Here is a 15190-nt window from a genome sequence, read left to right as displayed (position 1 = left end):
AAAGTGAAGTTGATTTCCGTTCCAGGCGCTTCGCTTTCCGCGGGGCGGGCGGTGAGCCTCCTCGGCGCTAAAGCGCCTGCGGGGTCTCACCTGTCCCGCTGCTCCCGCAGGAGTCTCGCGACTTCCACTCCAATCAACATTGTGCTCAAAATCAACAATGTTCTTTAACACAGCCATATTTTTTAAATTATTTTTCCTTAGAAATAGAATTATAATTTTTTAATTTTGAAAACCGTTTTTTCTTTTTTATATACTTTTCGTTAAGCACAAGAACTTTTCCGTTCTCTGCGGCAATGTATTTCCGATAAACTGATTTATATTTTTCAAATGCAAGATGCCCTAAAAAATAAATTGGTAAGATCATGAACATGTGGATGACTAATTGCAGCATCAAATTAAATTCATTCCCGACAACATAAACAGTCATTACAGCATGTGCCGCTAAAGAAACCATTAAAGTTATAAGCACATTACATATATGAAAAGGAAACGAATCTTTTCTTTCTCGAAACAATCGCTCTAGTTCATTCTTGAAGACAAGTGTCACAAATACTGATACCACAATGACAATAAGGGAAACAAAATATGTAAGAACCGTGTACATCTTTTCCGCCCCTCGCTCTCATGAATCTCTTTATATTCATTATAACCAATTTATCGAGGTCAGGAAAACATTCCCTGTTGGGTTGATCCATGCAGAATTCATTCCTCCTTGAAAAAGACCAATCATCTGTTATGATGACTGGTCTTCGTAGTTATAATATATATTCAATTTTTATTAGATTCTATTCAAAATCTGCATGCCGTTGGAACATTGATTCTGATGTTTCGCCTATCTCATCCATTATATTCATTATCATTCCATCAAAAGATAAGAAAGCTAATTGTTCAAACGCTGACCCCATTGGCTGAGCAAAGCTTGAATCTTCGAGATTATTATCAGTCTTGGTCGTTCCTGGAAGTACTAAGACAGCGTCAGCTAATTTTCCAATAGTTGAATTTGGTTTCATTGTTACTAGCGCAATACGAACACCGCTTTGCTTTGCCTTTTCAGCTAAACCTTTTAAGCTTCCGGTTTCGCCTGATCCTGAACAGATAATCAATAGGTCGCCTGGTTTAGAATGTGGTGAACTAATTTCACCAACAACACTGACAGAAAATCCAAGATGCATCAGACGATTGGCAAAAGCTCGAATAGCGATTCCTGAACGTCCAGCTCCATTTAAGAAAATATGTTTTGCCGTTTTAATTTGTTCAATGAAGCTTGCAAGATCCTCTGGATTAACTTTTTCTGCATTAATAGTTAATTCATTTAAAATTTCCAACGTATAATTTTTCATCGTATTGCTCCTCTATTAAGCAATTGTTCTGCCACCATCCAATAAAATTGTTTGTCCTTGAATGTATGAATTAGCTTTATCAGCCAAAAATAGAGTCAAATTTGCAACGTCTTCTATTGTTCCAAAGCGGCGAACAGGAATTTTTTCCAGGACTGCATTTAAACTTTCTTCTGTTGGATAATTAACTCTCATCATTTTTCCTGAATCAATTAATCGAGGTGCGATTGCATTAACATTGACGCCTTTCGGTCCAAGTTCTTTCGCAAGTCCACGGATCAAGCCTTCTCCCCCTGCTTTAGAAGCTGGATAAGAAACACCACCACCTGTACCGCTCAAAGCAGAACCAGAACTGATATAGACAATTGACCCTTTATTCATTAGGAAATCATTGTAGAAGGCTTTCACTGTGTTGAAAAGCCCAGTTAAGTTAATGCTTATGGTTTTACTCCATTCTTCAAACGAAATGTCATTAACTTTATTAGCAAAAGCTACACCTGCATTTAGAACAAGGATATCAATACGACCGAATTCTTCAAAGACTTTATCACGAACTCGTACGAAAGCTTCTGGATCTGATACATCAGCTTGAACAAAAATTGATTTTACAAATTCATTTGTAATCTCTTTAGCTGTTTCTTCACCTGTTTCAGCATTATAATCGACAATTACTGTATTTGCGCCTGCTTCTGCAAATTGTCTAGCAATTCCTTTCCCGATTCCATGTCCTGCTCCTGTAATTAATGCAACTTTTCCTTCAAAATTTCCCATTTTTATTCCGATCCCTTCTATATTATTTTTCTAGCCTTTTAAGATTTTTTAGATGTGCCTTGTTATCAGCAAATAAATAAGACCCAATAACGATCATGGAAGCCCCTGCTTCTATACATTTCCTAGCTATATCTTCATCAACGCCACCATCGACCTCAATTTGAATATCTCGATCACCAATCATTTCTTTTGTTTCTCTGATTCTATCAATCGTTTCTTCAATAAAAGTTTGATTAGGTCTTCCTGGGTTAATAGACATAATTAAAACATAATCAATCGTATTGAGGAGAGGTTTTAATAGCGAGGTGTCTGTTCCTGGATTAATGACGACCCCTGCTTTCCTTCCATGCTGTTTTATTTGATCAATCACATATCGAACATGTGGAGTTGATTCATAGTGAACAGAGATCATTTCCGCTCCAGTTTCCAATACACTGGCTATTTGACGCTCTGGAGCTGATACCATCATATGAACATCTAATTTCATCTTTACTTGCTTTTTAATGCTTTTAATTTGTTCCGGACCAAATGCGATATGAGGGACGAAATTTCCGTCCATCATATCTACATGCAGAATCTGAAATCCTTCCTCATATAAACACGTGCATTCCTGTTGTAAATTCATTAAATCTGCTGCAAATAATGATGGTAAAATTTGATTCATTATACCGCCACTTCTCTCTCTATTTTATTATTTCACTAAAGTATCTACCCAATAGATTAATAAGTTCCAAGGCTCAGAAAAAGTAACATCTGTCCCTAATCCATCTAACTTAACACCTGCGCTTGTAAGCATTTGTGTCGCACCGGGCGCAATATATGCTGCAAGATAAAATGTAATAATACAAAAAACAACTGTGGATACGATGGAACGGAATAAATTGCCTTTACTTGCTAATGTACACATGACAGAAATATAGGTAACAGACATTAACAATCCGATTGGAAAGAATTGAACTCCAGGTAAAATGAGAGCGAACAGCATAACGATTGGAATAGAAACAACTGTAGTTGTAATAGTAGCCGGATCACCTAACCCCAGTGCAATGTCCATCCCAATATTTAGATTTGAATTCCCCATCCGTTTAATCATAAAGTCTTTAGCAGCTTTTCCAATTGGAGATAACCCTTCCATCATCACTCCAACCACTTTCGGCATTAGGACCATAACCCCAGCGATTCCGATTGCCATTGGAAAGATTTCAGTAACAGGTCTTTTCGTAATTAGTCCTAAAATTACCCCAACAATAAAACCAATGATGACTGGTTCTCCAAAAACACCAATTTTTTTATTAATTTTATTTAATGAAATATTCCATTTGTTCACACCAGGAATGAAATCAATAATCTTATTCACTAACCAAGGAATCGGGTAGCCCCATGCTGAATAAATAATCGTTGTGCATGTTGTACCTTCCAATCCAAAGTAATCCTGCCATTTTTTCGCAATTAAATCTCCAACAAATAAAGCGATAACAGACATCACCAGTGTGATAATCAAGCCTAACCAGAAGCTGTCAAAAAGAAAGTAAGCCAATGCTCCCGGGATAAGAAAATGCATGTAATTCCAAATATCAACATTTAATGTTTTTGTCCATCTCAGCCGAACTAATGCTAAATTAATAATCAGACCTAGAGGAATTGCCAGGGCTGCAAAAGGAGCTACCCAAGAGGCCGCACCTACAGCCGGCCAGCCAATATCTGCAATTGTAAAGCCAGAGCCAATCTTGGCATAGTAATCAACTGCAGGTTTGAGTGAAGAATTTAGTAAGCCGACAACCAGTGTTAAACCTAAAAACCCTACCCCGACTAGAAGACCAGATTTAATAGCGCTTCCAATTTTCATTCGAAAAACTAAACCTAATATGGCGATGATAATCGGCAAAATAGCCGTAGCTCCCAAATCGGTGATCGATTTAACAATATTAAACATTGCATCCATACGCCCTAATTCCCCCTAATTTATTTTTTAAGATTCAAGAATATATCAGCCAATTTACTCTTTAAGCCATCTTCATTAATCCCTGTTACAAATCCCATGATGTTTAAGCATGGCTTTTCATCGTTTTTATAATTATTTGTTGTCAAAATAACATCAGCGCTATCCAGAAGATCAGGTAATTCCGTCATGCTTGTTTTAATAATACTGTAATTGTGAATTCCTAACTCTTTTAAAACCTCTTTCACTCCATCTGCCGCAATGGTAGAAGTTGCTACACCACTTCCGCAAGCTACTATGATTTGAATTTTTGAATTTGACATGTTAATTCCTCCAATGATATTAAAGTAATTTGAATTTTAAATAGTTTCGTGCACAAATATTTTGTAAGTTATGGGATTTTAGTAAAATAACATACTTATAAAACCGACGTGATTGAAGTCCCTTTTTTCAAGTCTTCTATTACCTTTGGATCTTGAATAAGCCCCATAAGTTGTTTTAAACATTGCAAATGAGTTTCTGATTTACTGAATCCGATCATAAATAGTATATCTACTTCCAATGCTTCTTCAGGGTTATCCATCCGATTCATTCTGATTGGATTCTTTAAGGTAACAAGGGAAATAAAATCTTTTAGAACGTATTGGGAACCTCCATGTGGAATAGCTACCGCATATCCATCTAATTGCAGCCCTGTTGGAAATTCCTTTTCACGTTCAAGCAGTGCTCCCTCGAATTCCCTTTCAACATAATGTTTGCTAACCAGTGTGTTCATAATATCTGACAATAAATCTTCATAGTCTTTGTATTCTTTATCCAAAAATACAAGGTCATCATATAGGTATTGCTTTAACACGATTCCATCTCCCTACTTGGAAATAATAATTTCGCTTTAAAAACTGAAACTACTTGATTGAATAGGTTTGAATTAGTTTTATGATTTGTTCCTTATCTTTTACACACAGCATTTCTTTTCGGTTTTCCTTTACTAACTTCGTTAATTGTCCCAGTGCTTTTAAATGTTGTTCATTATCCCATGAGGCCAATACAACAAAGATTCGAACGGGTACGCCCATTAAATCAACCGGTTTATCTAGAAGCAGCAAACTCATTCCCGTCTTCTTCACTCCATCAGCGGGTCCAGCATGTGGAAGCGCAAACTGCTCAGAAATCACAATATAGGGGCCAAGTTTTACAACATTATCAATCATTTTTCCAACATAGTTACTGTTAATATATCCCTGATCCAGTAATGGTGAAGCAGCCAGCGTAATCGCTTCCATCCAATCCGATACTTGCTCAAGCTTAATAATTTTTTCAGACTCCAATAAATCAGCTAAAGATGGTTTTCTTTTTTCGTTTTCTATCGCTATCGGAGAATGTAAATATCTTCTAAGTTCCAGTTTTAATGCTTCTTCGTCTTCTACCATCGAATAACGTTTTACCAGATCCATTAGCGTATCCACTGAATATAGTTGTTCCGTTTGTGTTTCATTATTTAAACTATTAATTTTTCTTAACAACCGTTCTTTATCTTTATTGTCCAATATTGGCTTAGCGACGAAAATCGGGATGCCTTTATCAGGAAGAGGAACAGTTGATACAATAAAATCTACAGATAGATCTTGTTTTTCATACTCTCTTAAAGAAACTGCTCCTACAATATCAACATTTGAAAATAGCCCTGCTAACTGCGATTCCAATATTCGGGAAGTACCTAATCCACTTGTACAGACAATCAGAAACTTTCTTCGAACTGAACTTAAAGTAATTCCTTCTCTTCGCAGCCATCCCCCAAAATGCATGGCTATATAGGCAATTTCACTATCGCTTACTGGTTGTTTAACCAGGCTTTCAAAATGATGAATAACTTTCCTTGTCAGGCGAAATACTTCCGGATAGTTTTCCTCAACAGAATTCTGCAAAATATTTTCTATCTTAATTCCATACCTTATTCGATAATAAGCAGGCTTTAAGTGGACAAACAGATTCTTAATCATTTGTTCCTTTTCAGAAAAATTTACAGCAGCATACAGTTTAAAATCGGAGATCATGCTTTCAACAACATGACACAACAATCTCATTTCATCGTTTTCATATATAGGATTTAAATCATAATTCACCTTAGCGCTTAATAGATATTTGGCAATGTAATAAACTTCAACTTCCGGGATAGTAATACCCATTTCTCTTGTGAGATTTGTACATAAAGTTTTAGCACCTTTAAATGCTTCAGTAGAATTGATAACTTCTTTTTCAACAGGATCAATTCCAACATATTGTTCTTGCAGTATCCTTCTTGAAAACAAATAAAACCAAACAACAAGCTGATTCAATATTTCATCTGTGAATTCTATCTGAAATTTTCTCTCATATTCAATTAAAAGGTCCTTTAACAAACGCAGCTCATGAATATTGAATACAATATAAGGTCGAAGCGATTTTTGCTCTAGCTTATCTGCTAAGTCTGAATCGATGATGATTTGATACCATCCACTTTCAGGTGTGACAAACGTTAGATAGTGAATCAATACTCGTCGTATATCATTTTCATCACCTTTAATTTGATAACCTTTGTGACGTCCTGATTCGATGCTTAGTTGAAAATCGCTTGCTTCCTCTTTTAATTTTTTTATATCTTCAAGTATCGTATTTCTACTTACTTGGAACAGCTCTATAAAGTCATTCAAATAAAGAGGTTGTTCTTTAACTGCAATAAAAATAAAAATCCAAGCTCTTCTCTCATTAGGAGAATATTCATAGTATGGGTAATCGCTTACAGGTAATTGTGTTCTCAATTTTTCTTTTATATTTTCATCAAGATAGAGTCCTTGTCCTCGCACTTGACTAACTTTGGAATAACCACTCTCCTTCAACCAATCGTTAATTTTGGCTATATCATTATAAATTTTTCGTTTTGAAACATTAAATGTTAGTGCAAGTTCCTGGACTGTAACATAAGAATCACTAAGAACAAGCTGATTTAAAACCGCCATACTTTTTTGATCCATCTTTTCGGCCACCTCAAACATAAGTCTTAGTAAACTAAATTCTTAGGATTATGTTCTACTTGAATTATAAGAAAACTTTTTTTAAAAAATAAGACCAAATGAGTCACTATGCAAAGTGCAAAATTGTACTTTAGGAAACAGGGTCTGATATGTATTGAACAAGAAATGGCTGCCCTTTTCTTGGAGAATCGTCCAATTAGTAAAAAAACTTCTCATAGTTTTCACTCTAATGAGAGGCTTGACTTTATTTTTATGTCTGCAAAATGTTAGCATGCCACTTTTCTTGTATATTTAAATGCTTCAACTTTTGTCGATTTCTACTCAAAATTTGTAGATATTTCCCGGGAATTTGTTGAAAATTGAAAAATAGTGATTTCTTTTAACCGATTGGGGTCGCGTGGTAGATTTTCAAATGTATTAGGTATCGCAATTTCCGTTTCGTTGGTTTTTTCTAATCTTTCTTTTTGTTGATACACCAGGTCTTGTCCATATCGGGTAGCGCTATAAGAGTCCGATGTAGGAATGAACAAAGATCCGCGGATTGCCCTATTGTATGAACTCATATCTTTTCACTCTAAAATGCGGCCATACTTTTGAACAGTGGGTATTGCATCCCCACTTCCTTGGAAGAGAATGCTCGTTCATCATATATATCGCATATCAGACTTCCTTTTCTAAAAGATGAAGGTTCTGGGGGTTTAATTACGCGGTATATCGCCCTGCGATACGAATCAAAAAAAAAAGAGCTGACTAGCCCTTTCTTGAGAAACACTATTAAGGACATGATGAACTGGTGGAGCTGAGAATCCTTTGTTTTAACTGACACATATCGTTTTTCAGTTGGATATCACTTCATGTACTGCGAGTTCATTGGTTCATTCCAATCTTTCTTTTTGTTGATACACAAGGTCTTTAGCTGTATCGTCTAGGGGGATTTGTCCATATCGGGTAACGCTATAAGCGCTTCAATGTCGGATCGAACAAAGATCAGCAAGGTATATCGCCCTGCGATACGAAACAAAAAAAGAGCATATAAACCTTAAACAGGCACCTTACCTTATTTTCGAAACATGGAGAAAATCCCTCCCCATTTTCCTTTAGGTTTTTGTATCGCTTCTTCTAAACGTTTATTAAAATCATTTTGTGAACTCCATTCATTTTTCTGTTCGTCCCGTAAATTTTGTATTTCTTTTTGTAAGAGTTCACTTTTTTGTTTTTCTTGTTGCAGCAATGTTTCGTAATTGATATTTTGTTGTTCAGTTAATTTTTCAATTTTTGCATTTGTTTTTAGCGCTGAATTTCCAATACTAGAACTTATAACATGATGATCCTGCTGGAGTCGGGAAACCTTTGTTTTAAGCTCTGACATATCGTTTTTCAGTTGAACATTCATTTCACGTGTGGCTGCGAGTTCATTGACTAAAAACGTAAAGAACTCTTTTAATTGATTAGGGTCATGAGGTAAATTTTCATATGTATCGGTTATCGCAATCTCTATTTCATTGGACCCTTCTAATCTCTCTTTTTGTTGATTCACAAGGTCTTTAGCTGTATCGTCTAGTGGCTTGGCCGTATCGCGTAACGCTATAAGCGCTCCGATGTCAGATTGAACAAAGATACGCCGATCGCCATCTTTCAAAAACACATATCCATTCCGCTCTAAGATTTGGCCATACTTTCGGACAGTGGGAGTTGCAATCCCTACTTCTTCTGCCACTTCCTTGGAAGAAAAAGCTCGTTCATTCGGTTGTATATCACGTCGCATATCGAACCCCCTTTTCTTTTAAATATGAAGGTTTTTAGATTTATTTGCAAGTTATATCGCCAAGCGATACGAAACAAAAAAAGAACCTATTAGCCCCCTTCATAAGGAATTCTATTGAATGGGCTATAAAAACTGAACCCTACAGATAATATTCAATACCTAGAATAATAAACGAAAATGGAAGATACCGAAAATAAGGAGATGAGATTAAATTTTTAGAAAAGAGGGTGCTTGCCCGATTCTTGCGCCTGCTGATTCAAACTTGGATTGTACATAAAGCCGAAACCACGAAAAAAACAGACTTAAAAAACAGAAAGAATTTAGCCAAAAGCCTAACTTCGTCTTCATTAATGGAGAAGTTAGGCTTTTTTATGCATATTGAAAGCAGTGAAAATGGAGGCATTTCATTCGAGATTATGTCAGTAATTATCAGAAAAATTTTGTAATTGAATGTTACTTTTCCTTTAGAACTTACCAAATAAATTCCCAAGCTGAACTTTATGCAAATGCCAATGAAAGATTAAAACCCATTTTCCGCTAACCATTTCATAATACTTTCTTCTCTTTGCTTAATATCACCTTGCTGCGGATCGTACTTACGTATTTTCTTCTGTGCAACTATATTTCCATCTACCATAAACAGGATTCTTTGCGATTTTGCTGCGACCTTTACATCATGCGTAACGAGCATTACTGTTGTCCCTTTTTGATTAATCTCTGCAAGAATTGACATAATCTCTTCTGTCGATTTGGAATCTAATGCTCCGGTCGGTTCATCTCCAAATATGATATCCGGATCATTTATCAATGCTCTGCAAATGCCGACTCTCTGCAACTGTCCACCAGAGCCTTGAGTGATATTATGATCTGCAAGCTTTTCAATTCCTGTCATTTTCAACAGTTTCTTTGCTTTTTGATTTACCGCATTTTTATCCACATCATTTGATACAAGTGCAGGAAACATGACATTGTCAATCAATGACAGATTCTTTAATAGATTAATATCTTGAAAGATAAATCCCATTGTATTCAATCTAATCTTCGCCAGTTCTTCTTCTCTTAAACTGCCGATTTCACTGCCTTTAAATTTCACACTCCCAGAAGTAATTCTATCCATACCGCTTACATTATATAGAAGCGTTGATTTCCCGCTTCCGGATGGCCCCATGACCGTTAAGAATTCACCTTCTTCTATCTCCAAGTTTATATCCTTTAAGATATGAAGCTCATTATCTTTTCCTAATGCTACTTTTTTGTTCATACTTCTTGCTTCTAATATTTTGCTCATACATATTCCTCCAATGCCAAATATTAAAATCCAAGTCTATTTCGTCAGAGGCTCCCAGGAATGCTTCTTTTCAGGAATCTGCATTCTTTACTGCATCGGTGCCTGCACCCAGTAGGCTTCTTCCATCTTAGGAGATACTCCTCAACCCCGACATTTTTCATCCTTTCTAACTTCTTAAAACGACAGATAAATCATCTTCTACTGTTACCTTACAGCACACAGAAATAGTAAATCCAACCACGACAATCAGTGCTAACGGATATAGCAGCCAAGTCTGCCATGCAACATTAACTAATTCAATTTTTCCGGCTCCCATAGAGGACATGGCCATACTTACAAGAAATTCCCCTAAATAATTAGAAGCCAGCACTCCAACTATGATTCCCAATATGAGTACCATCATAGTTCCTGCCATATATTGATGTTTAATATTTTTAGAAGTTAATCCCACACTTCGCATGATTGCAATCTGAGACATATCCTTTGATAATAACATTCGAAGGAATAATGCAGTTATCAATACCGCAATGATGACTGCTATCGCGATTCCGCCTATAACAATCAGGCTCATCTGATCAATGATATTTCCAAGAGTCTGCCTAGTATATTCTTTGATATCATTTACCTGCGCAGAATCGTAAGCATTCTGGTAGTAGTCCATTTTCTCAGGAATATCAACACCTTGAGCCAGATCCATGCTCACAATATACCAAAGAACTGCCTCTTCATTCACCCCTAGACTCGTATGCGCCTTTGCTGTTTTTCCCCCATTTGTAATATCCTGATAAATACCAGTAACTGATAATGTCTGTTCTTCCCCGCCAACCGTGACGGTTACTTCATCTCCTACTTTCTTGTTTAATCCGTCTTTTTCGGCATTGGCAAAGGAAAGCGATATTTCTCCTTCACCCTCCGGTACCCTGCCATCCAGATATTTTAATGGAAATACAGAAAAATCTCCGATTTCAATATTAATATAGTCCCAGGAACCTTCCGCGTTTTTGATCTGGTAGGAACTTGTTATGTAGGCCGCATACTTTTCAATATCCGAATCATTCTTTAGTTCTTCCTGAAGTTTAAAAAAATCTTCTGTAATACTATCAGTTCTTCGAAGATCGATTCTCATGTCGTATTTCCCTATTCCCATATAGGTGGAAAATTCCGGTGAATTCATGGTGTTATAAATATTTACGGGGAGTATGACAATAAAAGTACATACGATAAAAATAACAAACAGCAGCCTGTATAATTTGAATCGTTTCCATACATCACTCAGCCCCATGTAAATATTGGTGCTGAAGAATTTGTTCTTTATCAGCGGGAAACAATATTTTCGCTTCTTTCCGCGCTCCATAGAATCTTTCCGTAAAGCTTCCACCGCAGAAATCTTATCGATTCTTTTCAGTACTTGCTGGCAGTACATCACAATCATAAAATATACAAGTAATGGAGCAATAAGTGATAGTACATATTTTAAGCTACCTGATAAATCGGAAGATATATAAAGTCTCATATTACTGTTTAACAGATTTACCACTGCAAAGGAAAGCAGATAACCGATAATACCGGCTGCTACTGAGATGACTCTGTATTTGTTAAGATAGACCTTCTTAATATCTTTTTTGGATATCCCCATTGCTTTCATAACACCGATTTCTCTTATATCTTCATCAATGGTTGCCAGAAATGTAAGTCTGATACAGAGCGAAGCAATCACAATAAGCATAATACTAATAAATATAATGACAATCGCAACTGCCATATCTGACATGGCATTAAACATAGTAAATATCTTTCCTTCGATTATAGGACCGTTTGCCGGAAGACCAGCTTCGAAATAGGCAGTCTGAACAGCAGCAGAATCCCCGTTTTCATACAGTTTGAATTCGATCAGATATTCCAGTTCCCCATCCTGTATTTCAAGCATTTCGTCATAGTCATTCTGATTGATCACAAACCGTTTCGAAGAAGTAAGGGAAGAGTTCATCTCAAAATCTCTTGCATAATCTGAAATGACAAACTCTTTCTCATACCCGCCGCTTTTCACCGTAATCGTATCACCTATTTTTAAGTCATGTTGTTCCATGAAATAGATGGGAACAGCAACGAATCCTTCCTTTACATCCAGCTTCTCATTATCCAGATCCACTATAAAATCAAATTTCCTATTCTGTACAACAAATGAAATATCCTGTATCGTTCCCGCCATCGTTTGATTTTGGCCAAAATGAATATTGCTTCCATCAATATTCTGAAGAACCATCGTCTCCTGCATCGAAATATGTTCACGGTATTGTTCTGTGAATTGGTCGATTTCTGACTGCTCATAATCTCCGGCATGCATCACTGTAATGTCAGCTGGTATTGCACGCTCCTGAAGATCTGACATTGCCTGAATCAGATTGGCAATGTTATTAATGGCACTGGATGCCAAAATAACTGCCATCGTAATAAATACGAATACTGTCAACGTTACAATTTTGTTTCTGAGGAAATCATTCTTGACTATTTTCAAAAACATTATTTTTTCTCCTCCCTGCATACTTTTTTGAATTCATATTATTCTTACATGCAGGTTTCTAAGTTGACTTCACCAAATTATTAGTAAACGTTCTAAAGTAATCATAAAAAATATTATTTATTATAATAACCTGCTAGAGACTAATTCCTTACTACGTCTGCAGCCCTATTTTAGTAATTTGACTATCAGATGATTAAATAACGAAAGATGTATAACTTCCTTAAACTAAACAAAAAAACTTCTCACACGTTTCAAACGGATGAGAAGTTTCACTTAACCTTATGTCAGAAAATGTTAGCATGTCACTTTTCTTGTATATTTAAATACTTTAATTTTTGTCACTATCTACTCATAATTTGTAGATATTTCCCGGGAATTTGTTGAAATTTGAAAAATAATGATTTCTATTAGCTGTTTGGGGTCGAAGGGTAGATTTTCAAATGTATCAGGTATCGCAATTTCCGTTTCATTGGTTGCTACTGATCTTTCATTTTTTTGATACACAAGTTCTTTAGCTGTATCATCTAAGTTCTTTTCCATATCGGGTAACGATATGCGCTCTAATGTGGGAGTTGCAATCCCTACTTCTTCTCCCACCTCCTTGGAAGAAAAAGCTCGTTCATTCGGTTGTATATCACGTCGCATAGCGAACCCCCTTTTCTATTAAATATGAAGGTTTTTAGATTTATTTTCAAGTTATATCGCCCAGCGATACGAAACAAAACAAGAGTTTATCAGCCCCCTTCTTGAGGAATTCTATTGAATGGGAGGTTAATAGAAAAATATTCAAAAATGAAGGAAGAAAGTGGAAGGGGTAACGATTTCTTCATCTACAAAAAAACTTCCCACAAGTTTAAAACCTGTGAGAAGCTTGAATTGTATCCTTTATTAAAGAGTCAGTTAAGCGACTAAAGAATAATATTATTTTTCGTGATATAAAATGTAATCAGCTCTAATGACTGATTTCATCAATATTTAATAAATGACCTTCCAATTTTGATTTACGGTTGCTTTTACTACTTTTTTTTCAAGTATATAGTTTGCTATGATTTCTGAAATATCTGTTGGGATATCTTTAATCACCTGCTTGTTTTTATACATTAAATAATTACCACCGCCACCAGCGCGATAGTTATTCATGACGACATCATATTCTATTTCAGGTTCAACCGGTTTCCCTTTGTACTCCAGCTTTACAATTCGTTCGCCAATAGACTTTGAGATATCAATCAAATAATCAATTCCCTCCCACATATCATAATTATAATGTTGCGGTTTTGGTGTAATAAATGAAGGATTCACTTTTATTTCCTCACCGTCATATTGTTCAAAATAAGAGGCTGACTGCTCCAATGCATCTTTCATATCTTGTCCCGTAATACGGATTACCTTTAAGGTATTCGGATAGATATAGTTTGAAACAACTGCTCTCATTGTTACATTCTCTGGAAACCCAAGTGATATGCTATCAAATAAAGCTGAATTAGAAATATCAACCCCCGCAACCTCCATTTGGACACGATTGATAAATTCAATTAAGGTATTATCCTTTGTTCTAATTTCCATTGGATCTCTAAAGATCATATCTCCTTCGATTTTTCCAATCGGTTGATCTAACCACTCCTGTGTACTGTCTTCGTACATCTTCACCATTTCCAGTAAGCTGATATCTTCTTCAACAGCAGTTACGGATAACAATTCAGATGACTTTTGCACACATTTCCAGCCAGCTTCATTCTTTTCTACTTGTAAAGTTACTTTTCCTAAGGCACTACCATCTTTTCCAGGCTGAACAACGATCACGCCATTAATCATGTTTCCAGCAATTTGACGATGCTGGTGACCAGTTAATAGCACGTCAATACCTTCTACTTCCATACAAATTTGGTATCCTTGATTTTCACCTGTCAATGTTTCAGTTGGCTCCCCCGTTTCTAAATCTCGTTCAAACCCTCCATGGTAGGAAACTACGACAATATCTACTTTTTCATCATCCTTTAATAGCTTAACCCACTTTTTGGCCGTTAAAACAGCATCCTCAAACCTCAAACCTTCAATATGCTGAGGCTGTTCCCAGTTAGGTATATAATGGGTTGTTAAACCAAGAATGCCCACTTTTATGTCTTCTACCTTTTTTACTATATAAGGTTTTCCAAAGTAGGGTTCACTCGTTTCTTTACTAACAATATTAGCCGAAAGCCAGGGAAAATTAGATTCATTTACAGAGGAAGCTAGGATGTCTTTACCATAGTTGAATTCATGGTTTCCAAAAACAGCCGCATCATATTTCAATTCATTTGCTAAAACAATCATTGGATTGGGCCGATTGCATTGGATTTTGGCAAAGTGATAGGTTAAAGGAGTTCCTTGAATTAGATCACCATTGTCAATCAATAATACATGCGGGTTTTTTACTCTCTCCTTTTTGATTAAAGAAGCGATTTTACCTAAACCAACATCGGATGATTGATTACTACCATAGTTAATCGGGAAAACGCTGCCGTGAACATCACTTGTTTCAAGGATGACAAGATCCATTTTTTCCATTAGTGAACTCC

At 36.1% G+C, this 15190-nt stretch carries 13 protein-coding genes; all 13 read right to left on the bottom strand.

All coding sequences use genetic code 11. From position 1 onward, the window contains the following. Positions 1 to 187 precede the first annotated feature (187 nt). The 13 genes from ACFVSW_RS20545 to ACFVSW_RS20485 all read right to left on the bottom strand — a co-directional run bounded on the left by ACFVSW_RS20545 (position 188) and on the right by ACFVSW_RS20485 (position 15179). Positions 188 to 604: a hypothetical protein gene (locus ACFVSW_RS20545; RefSeq protein ID WP_387318476.1), complete on the bottom strand. Its 417-nt coding sequence runs from the start codon at positions 602 to 604 to the stop codon at positions 188 to 190. A 181-nt stretch (positions 605 to 785) separates the two neighbouring features. Beyond that, on the bottom strand, positions 786 to 1340 hold the full coding sequence (gene hxlB, locus ACFVSW_RS20540) for a 6-phospho-3-hexuloisomerase (protein WP_387318475.1): 555 nt from the start codon (positions 1338 to 1340) through the stop codon (positions 786 to 788). 15 nt (positions 1341 to 1355) lie between these two features. Continuing rightward, complete coding sequence (locus tag ACFVSW_RS20535; RefSeq protein ID WP_387318474.1) at positions 1356 to 2108, bottom strand: SDR family NAD(P)-dependent oxidoreductase; 753 nt, start codon at positions 2106 to 2108, stop codon at positions 1356 to 1358. 22 nt (positions 2109 to 2130) lie between these two features. Beyond that, entirely contained in the window at positions 2131 to 2772 is a 642-nt protein-coding gene (rpe, locus tag ACFVSW_RS20530; RefSeq protein WP_387318473.1) for a ribulose-phosphate 3-epimerase, read from the bottom strand. 27 nt (positions 2773 to 2799) lie between these two features. Next, positions 2800 to 4050, bottom strand: coding sequence for a PTS transporter subunit IIC (locus ACFVSW_RS20525; RefSeq protein ID WP_387318472.1), 1251 nt, complete (start codon positions 4048 to 4050; stop codon positions 2800 to 2802). Between the two features lie 20 nt (positions 4051 to 4070). Continuing rightward, positions 4071 to 4370 (bottom strand): PTS sugar transporter subunit IIB, encoded by a 300-nt coding sequence (locus tag ACFVSW_RS20520; RefSeq protein WP_387318471.1) that lies wholly within the window; start codon positions 4368 to 4370, stop codon positions 4071 to 4073. Positions 4371 to 4465: 95 nt separating this feature from the next. Further along, positions 4466 to 4903, bottom strand: a complete 438-nt coding sequence (locus ACFVSW_RS20515) for a PTS sugar transporter subunit IIA (protein ID WP_387318470.1) — start codon at positions 4901 to 4903, stop codon at positions 4466 to 4468. A gap of 49 nt (positions 4904 to 4952) precedes the next feature. Continuing rightward, the gene (locus ACFVSW_RS20510) at positions 4953 to 7058 is read right to left on the bottom strand and encodes a BglG family transcription antiterminator (RefSeq protein ID WP_387318469.1); all 2106 of its coding nucleotides are present in this window, start codon (positions 7056 to 7058) and stop codon (positions 4953 to 4955) included. Between the two features lie 1057 nt (positions 7059 to 8115). Further along, the gene (locus tag ACFVSW_RS20505) at positions 8116 to 8823 is read right to left on the bottom strand and encodes an SH3 domain-containing protein (protein ID WP_387318468.1); all 708 of its coding nucleotides are present in this window, start codon (positions 8821 to 8823) and stop codon (positions 8116 to 8118) included. A 520-nt stretch (positions 8824 to 9343) separates the two neighbouring features. After that, positions 9344 to 10111: an ABC transporter ATP-binding protein gene (locus ACFVSW_RS20500; RefSeq protein WP_387318467.1), complete on the bottom strand. Its 768-nt coding sequence runs from the start codon at positions 10109 to 10111 to the stop codon at positions 9344 to 9346. A gap of 166 nt (positions 10112 to 10277) precedes the next feature. Continuing rightward, the gene (locus ACFVSW_RS20495; protein WP_387318466.1) at positions 10278 to 12632 is read right to left on the bottom strand and encodes an ABC transporter permease; all 2355 of its coding nucleotides are present in this window, start codon (positions 12630 to 12632) and stop codon (positions 10278 to 10280) included. 345 nt (positions 12633 to 12977) lie between these two features. Beyond that, on the bottom strand, positions 12978 to 13277 hold the full coding sequence (locus ACFVSW_RS20490) for a hypothetical protein (protein ID WP_387318465.1): 300 nt from the start codon (positions 13275 to 13277) through the stop codon (positions 12978 to 12980). 330 nt (positions 13278 to 13607) lie between these two features. After that, on the bottom strand, positions 13608 to 15179 hold the full coding sequence (locus tag ACFVSW_RS20485) for a bifunctional metallophosphatase/5'-nucleotidase (RefSeq protein ID WP_387318464.1): 1572 nt from the start codon (positions 15177 to 15179) through the stop codon (positions 13608 to 13610). Positions 15180 to 15190: the final 11 nt, after the last annotated feature.

The organism is Neobacillus sp. NPDC058068 (genome assembly GCF_042885335.1).
In the GTDB taxonomy this organism is placed as follows: domain Bacteria; phylum Bacillota; class Bacilli; order Bacillales; family Cytobacillaceae; genus Neobacillus.
The sequence above is the reverse complement of the archived record's forward strand: the minus strand, read 5'-3'. Positions and strand labels throughout refer to the sequence as shown.

What these genes read in the sequence shown, in the direction of transcription:
- ACFVSW_RS20545 (WP_387318476.1), bottom strand. Translation starts at nt 604, where the DNA reads ATGTACACGGTTCTTACATATTTTGTTTCCCTTATTGTCATTGTGGTA.
- hxlB (WP_387318475.1), bottom strand. Translation starts at nt 1,340, where the DNA reads ATGAAAAATTATACGTTGGAAATTTTAAATGAATTAACTATTAATGCA.
- ACFVSW_RS20535 (WP_387318474.1), bottom strand. Translation starts at nt 2,108, where the DNA reads ATGGGAAATTTTGAAGGAAAAGTTGCATTAATTACAGGAGCAGGACAT.
- rpe (WP_387318473.1), bottom strand. Translation starts at nt 2,772, where the DNA reads ATGAATCAAATTTTACCATCATTATTTGCAGCAGATTTAATGAATTTA.
- ACFVSW_RS20525 (WP_387318472.1), bottom strand. Translation starts at nt 4,050, where the DNA reads ATGGATGCAATGTTTAATATTGTTAAATCGATCACCGATTTGGGAGCT.
- ACFVSW_RS20520 (WP_387318471.1), bottom strand. Translation starts at nt 4,370, where the DNA reads ATGTCAAATTCAAAAATTCAAATCATAGTAGCTTGCGGAAGTGGTGTA.
- ACFVSW_RS20510 (WP_387318469.1), bottom strand. Translation starts at nt 7,058, where the DNA reads ATGGATCAAAAAAGTATGGCGGTTTTAAATCAGCTTGTTCTTAGTGAT.
- ACFVSW_RS20505 (WP_387318468.1), bottom strand. Translation starts at nt 8,823, where the DNA reads ATGCGACGTGATATACAACCGAATGAACGAGCTTTTTCTTCCAAGGAA.
- ACFVSW_RS20500 (WP_387318467.1), bottom strand. Translation starts at nt 10,111, where the DNA reads ATGAGCAAAATATTAGAAGCAAGAAGTATGAACAAAAAAGTAGCATTA.
- ACFVSW_RS20495 (WP_387318466.1), bottom strand. Translation starts at nt 12,632, where the DNA reads ATGTTTTTGAAAATAGTCAAGAATGATTTCCTCAGAAACAAAATTGTA.
- ACFVSW_RS20490 (WP_387318465.1), bottom strand. Translation starts at nt 13,277, where the DNA reads ATGCGACGTGATATACAACCGAATGAACGAGCTTTTTCTTCCAAGGAG.
- ACFVSW_RS20485 (WP_387318464.1), bottom strand. Translation starts at nt 15,179, where the DNA reads ATGGAAAAAATGGATCTTGTCATCCTTGAAACAAGTGATGTTCACGGC.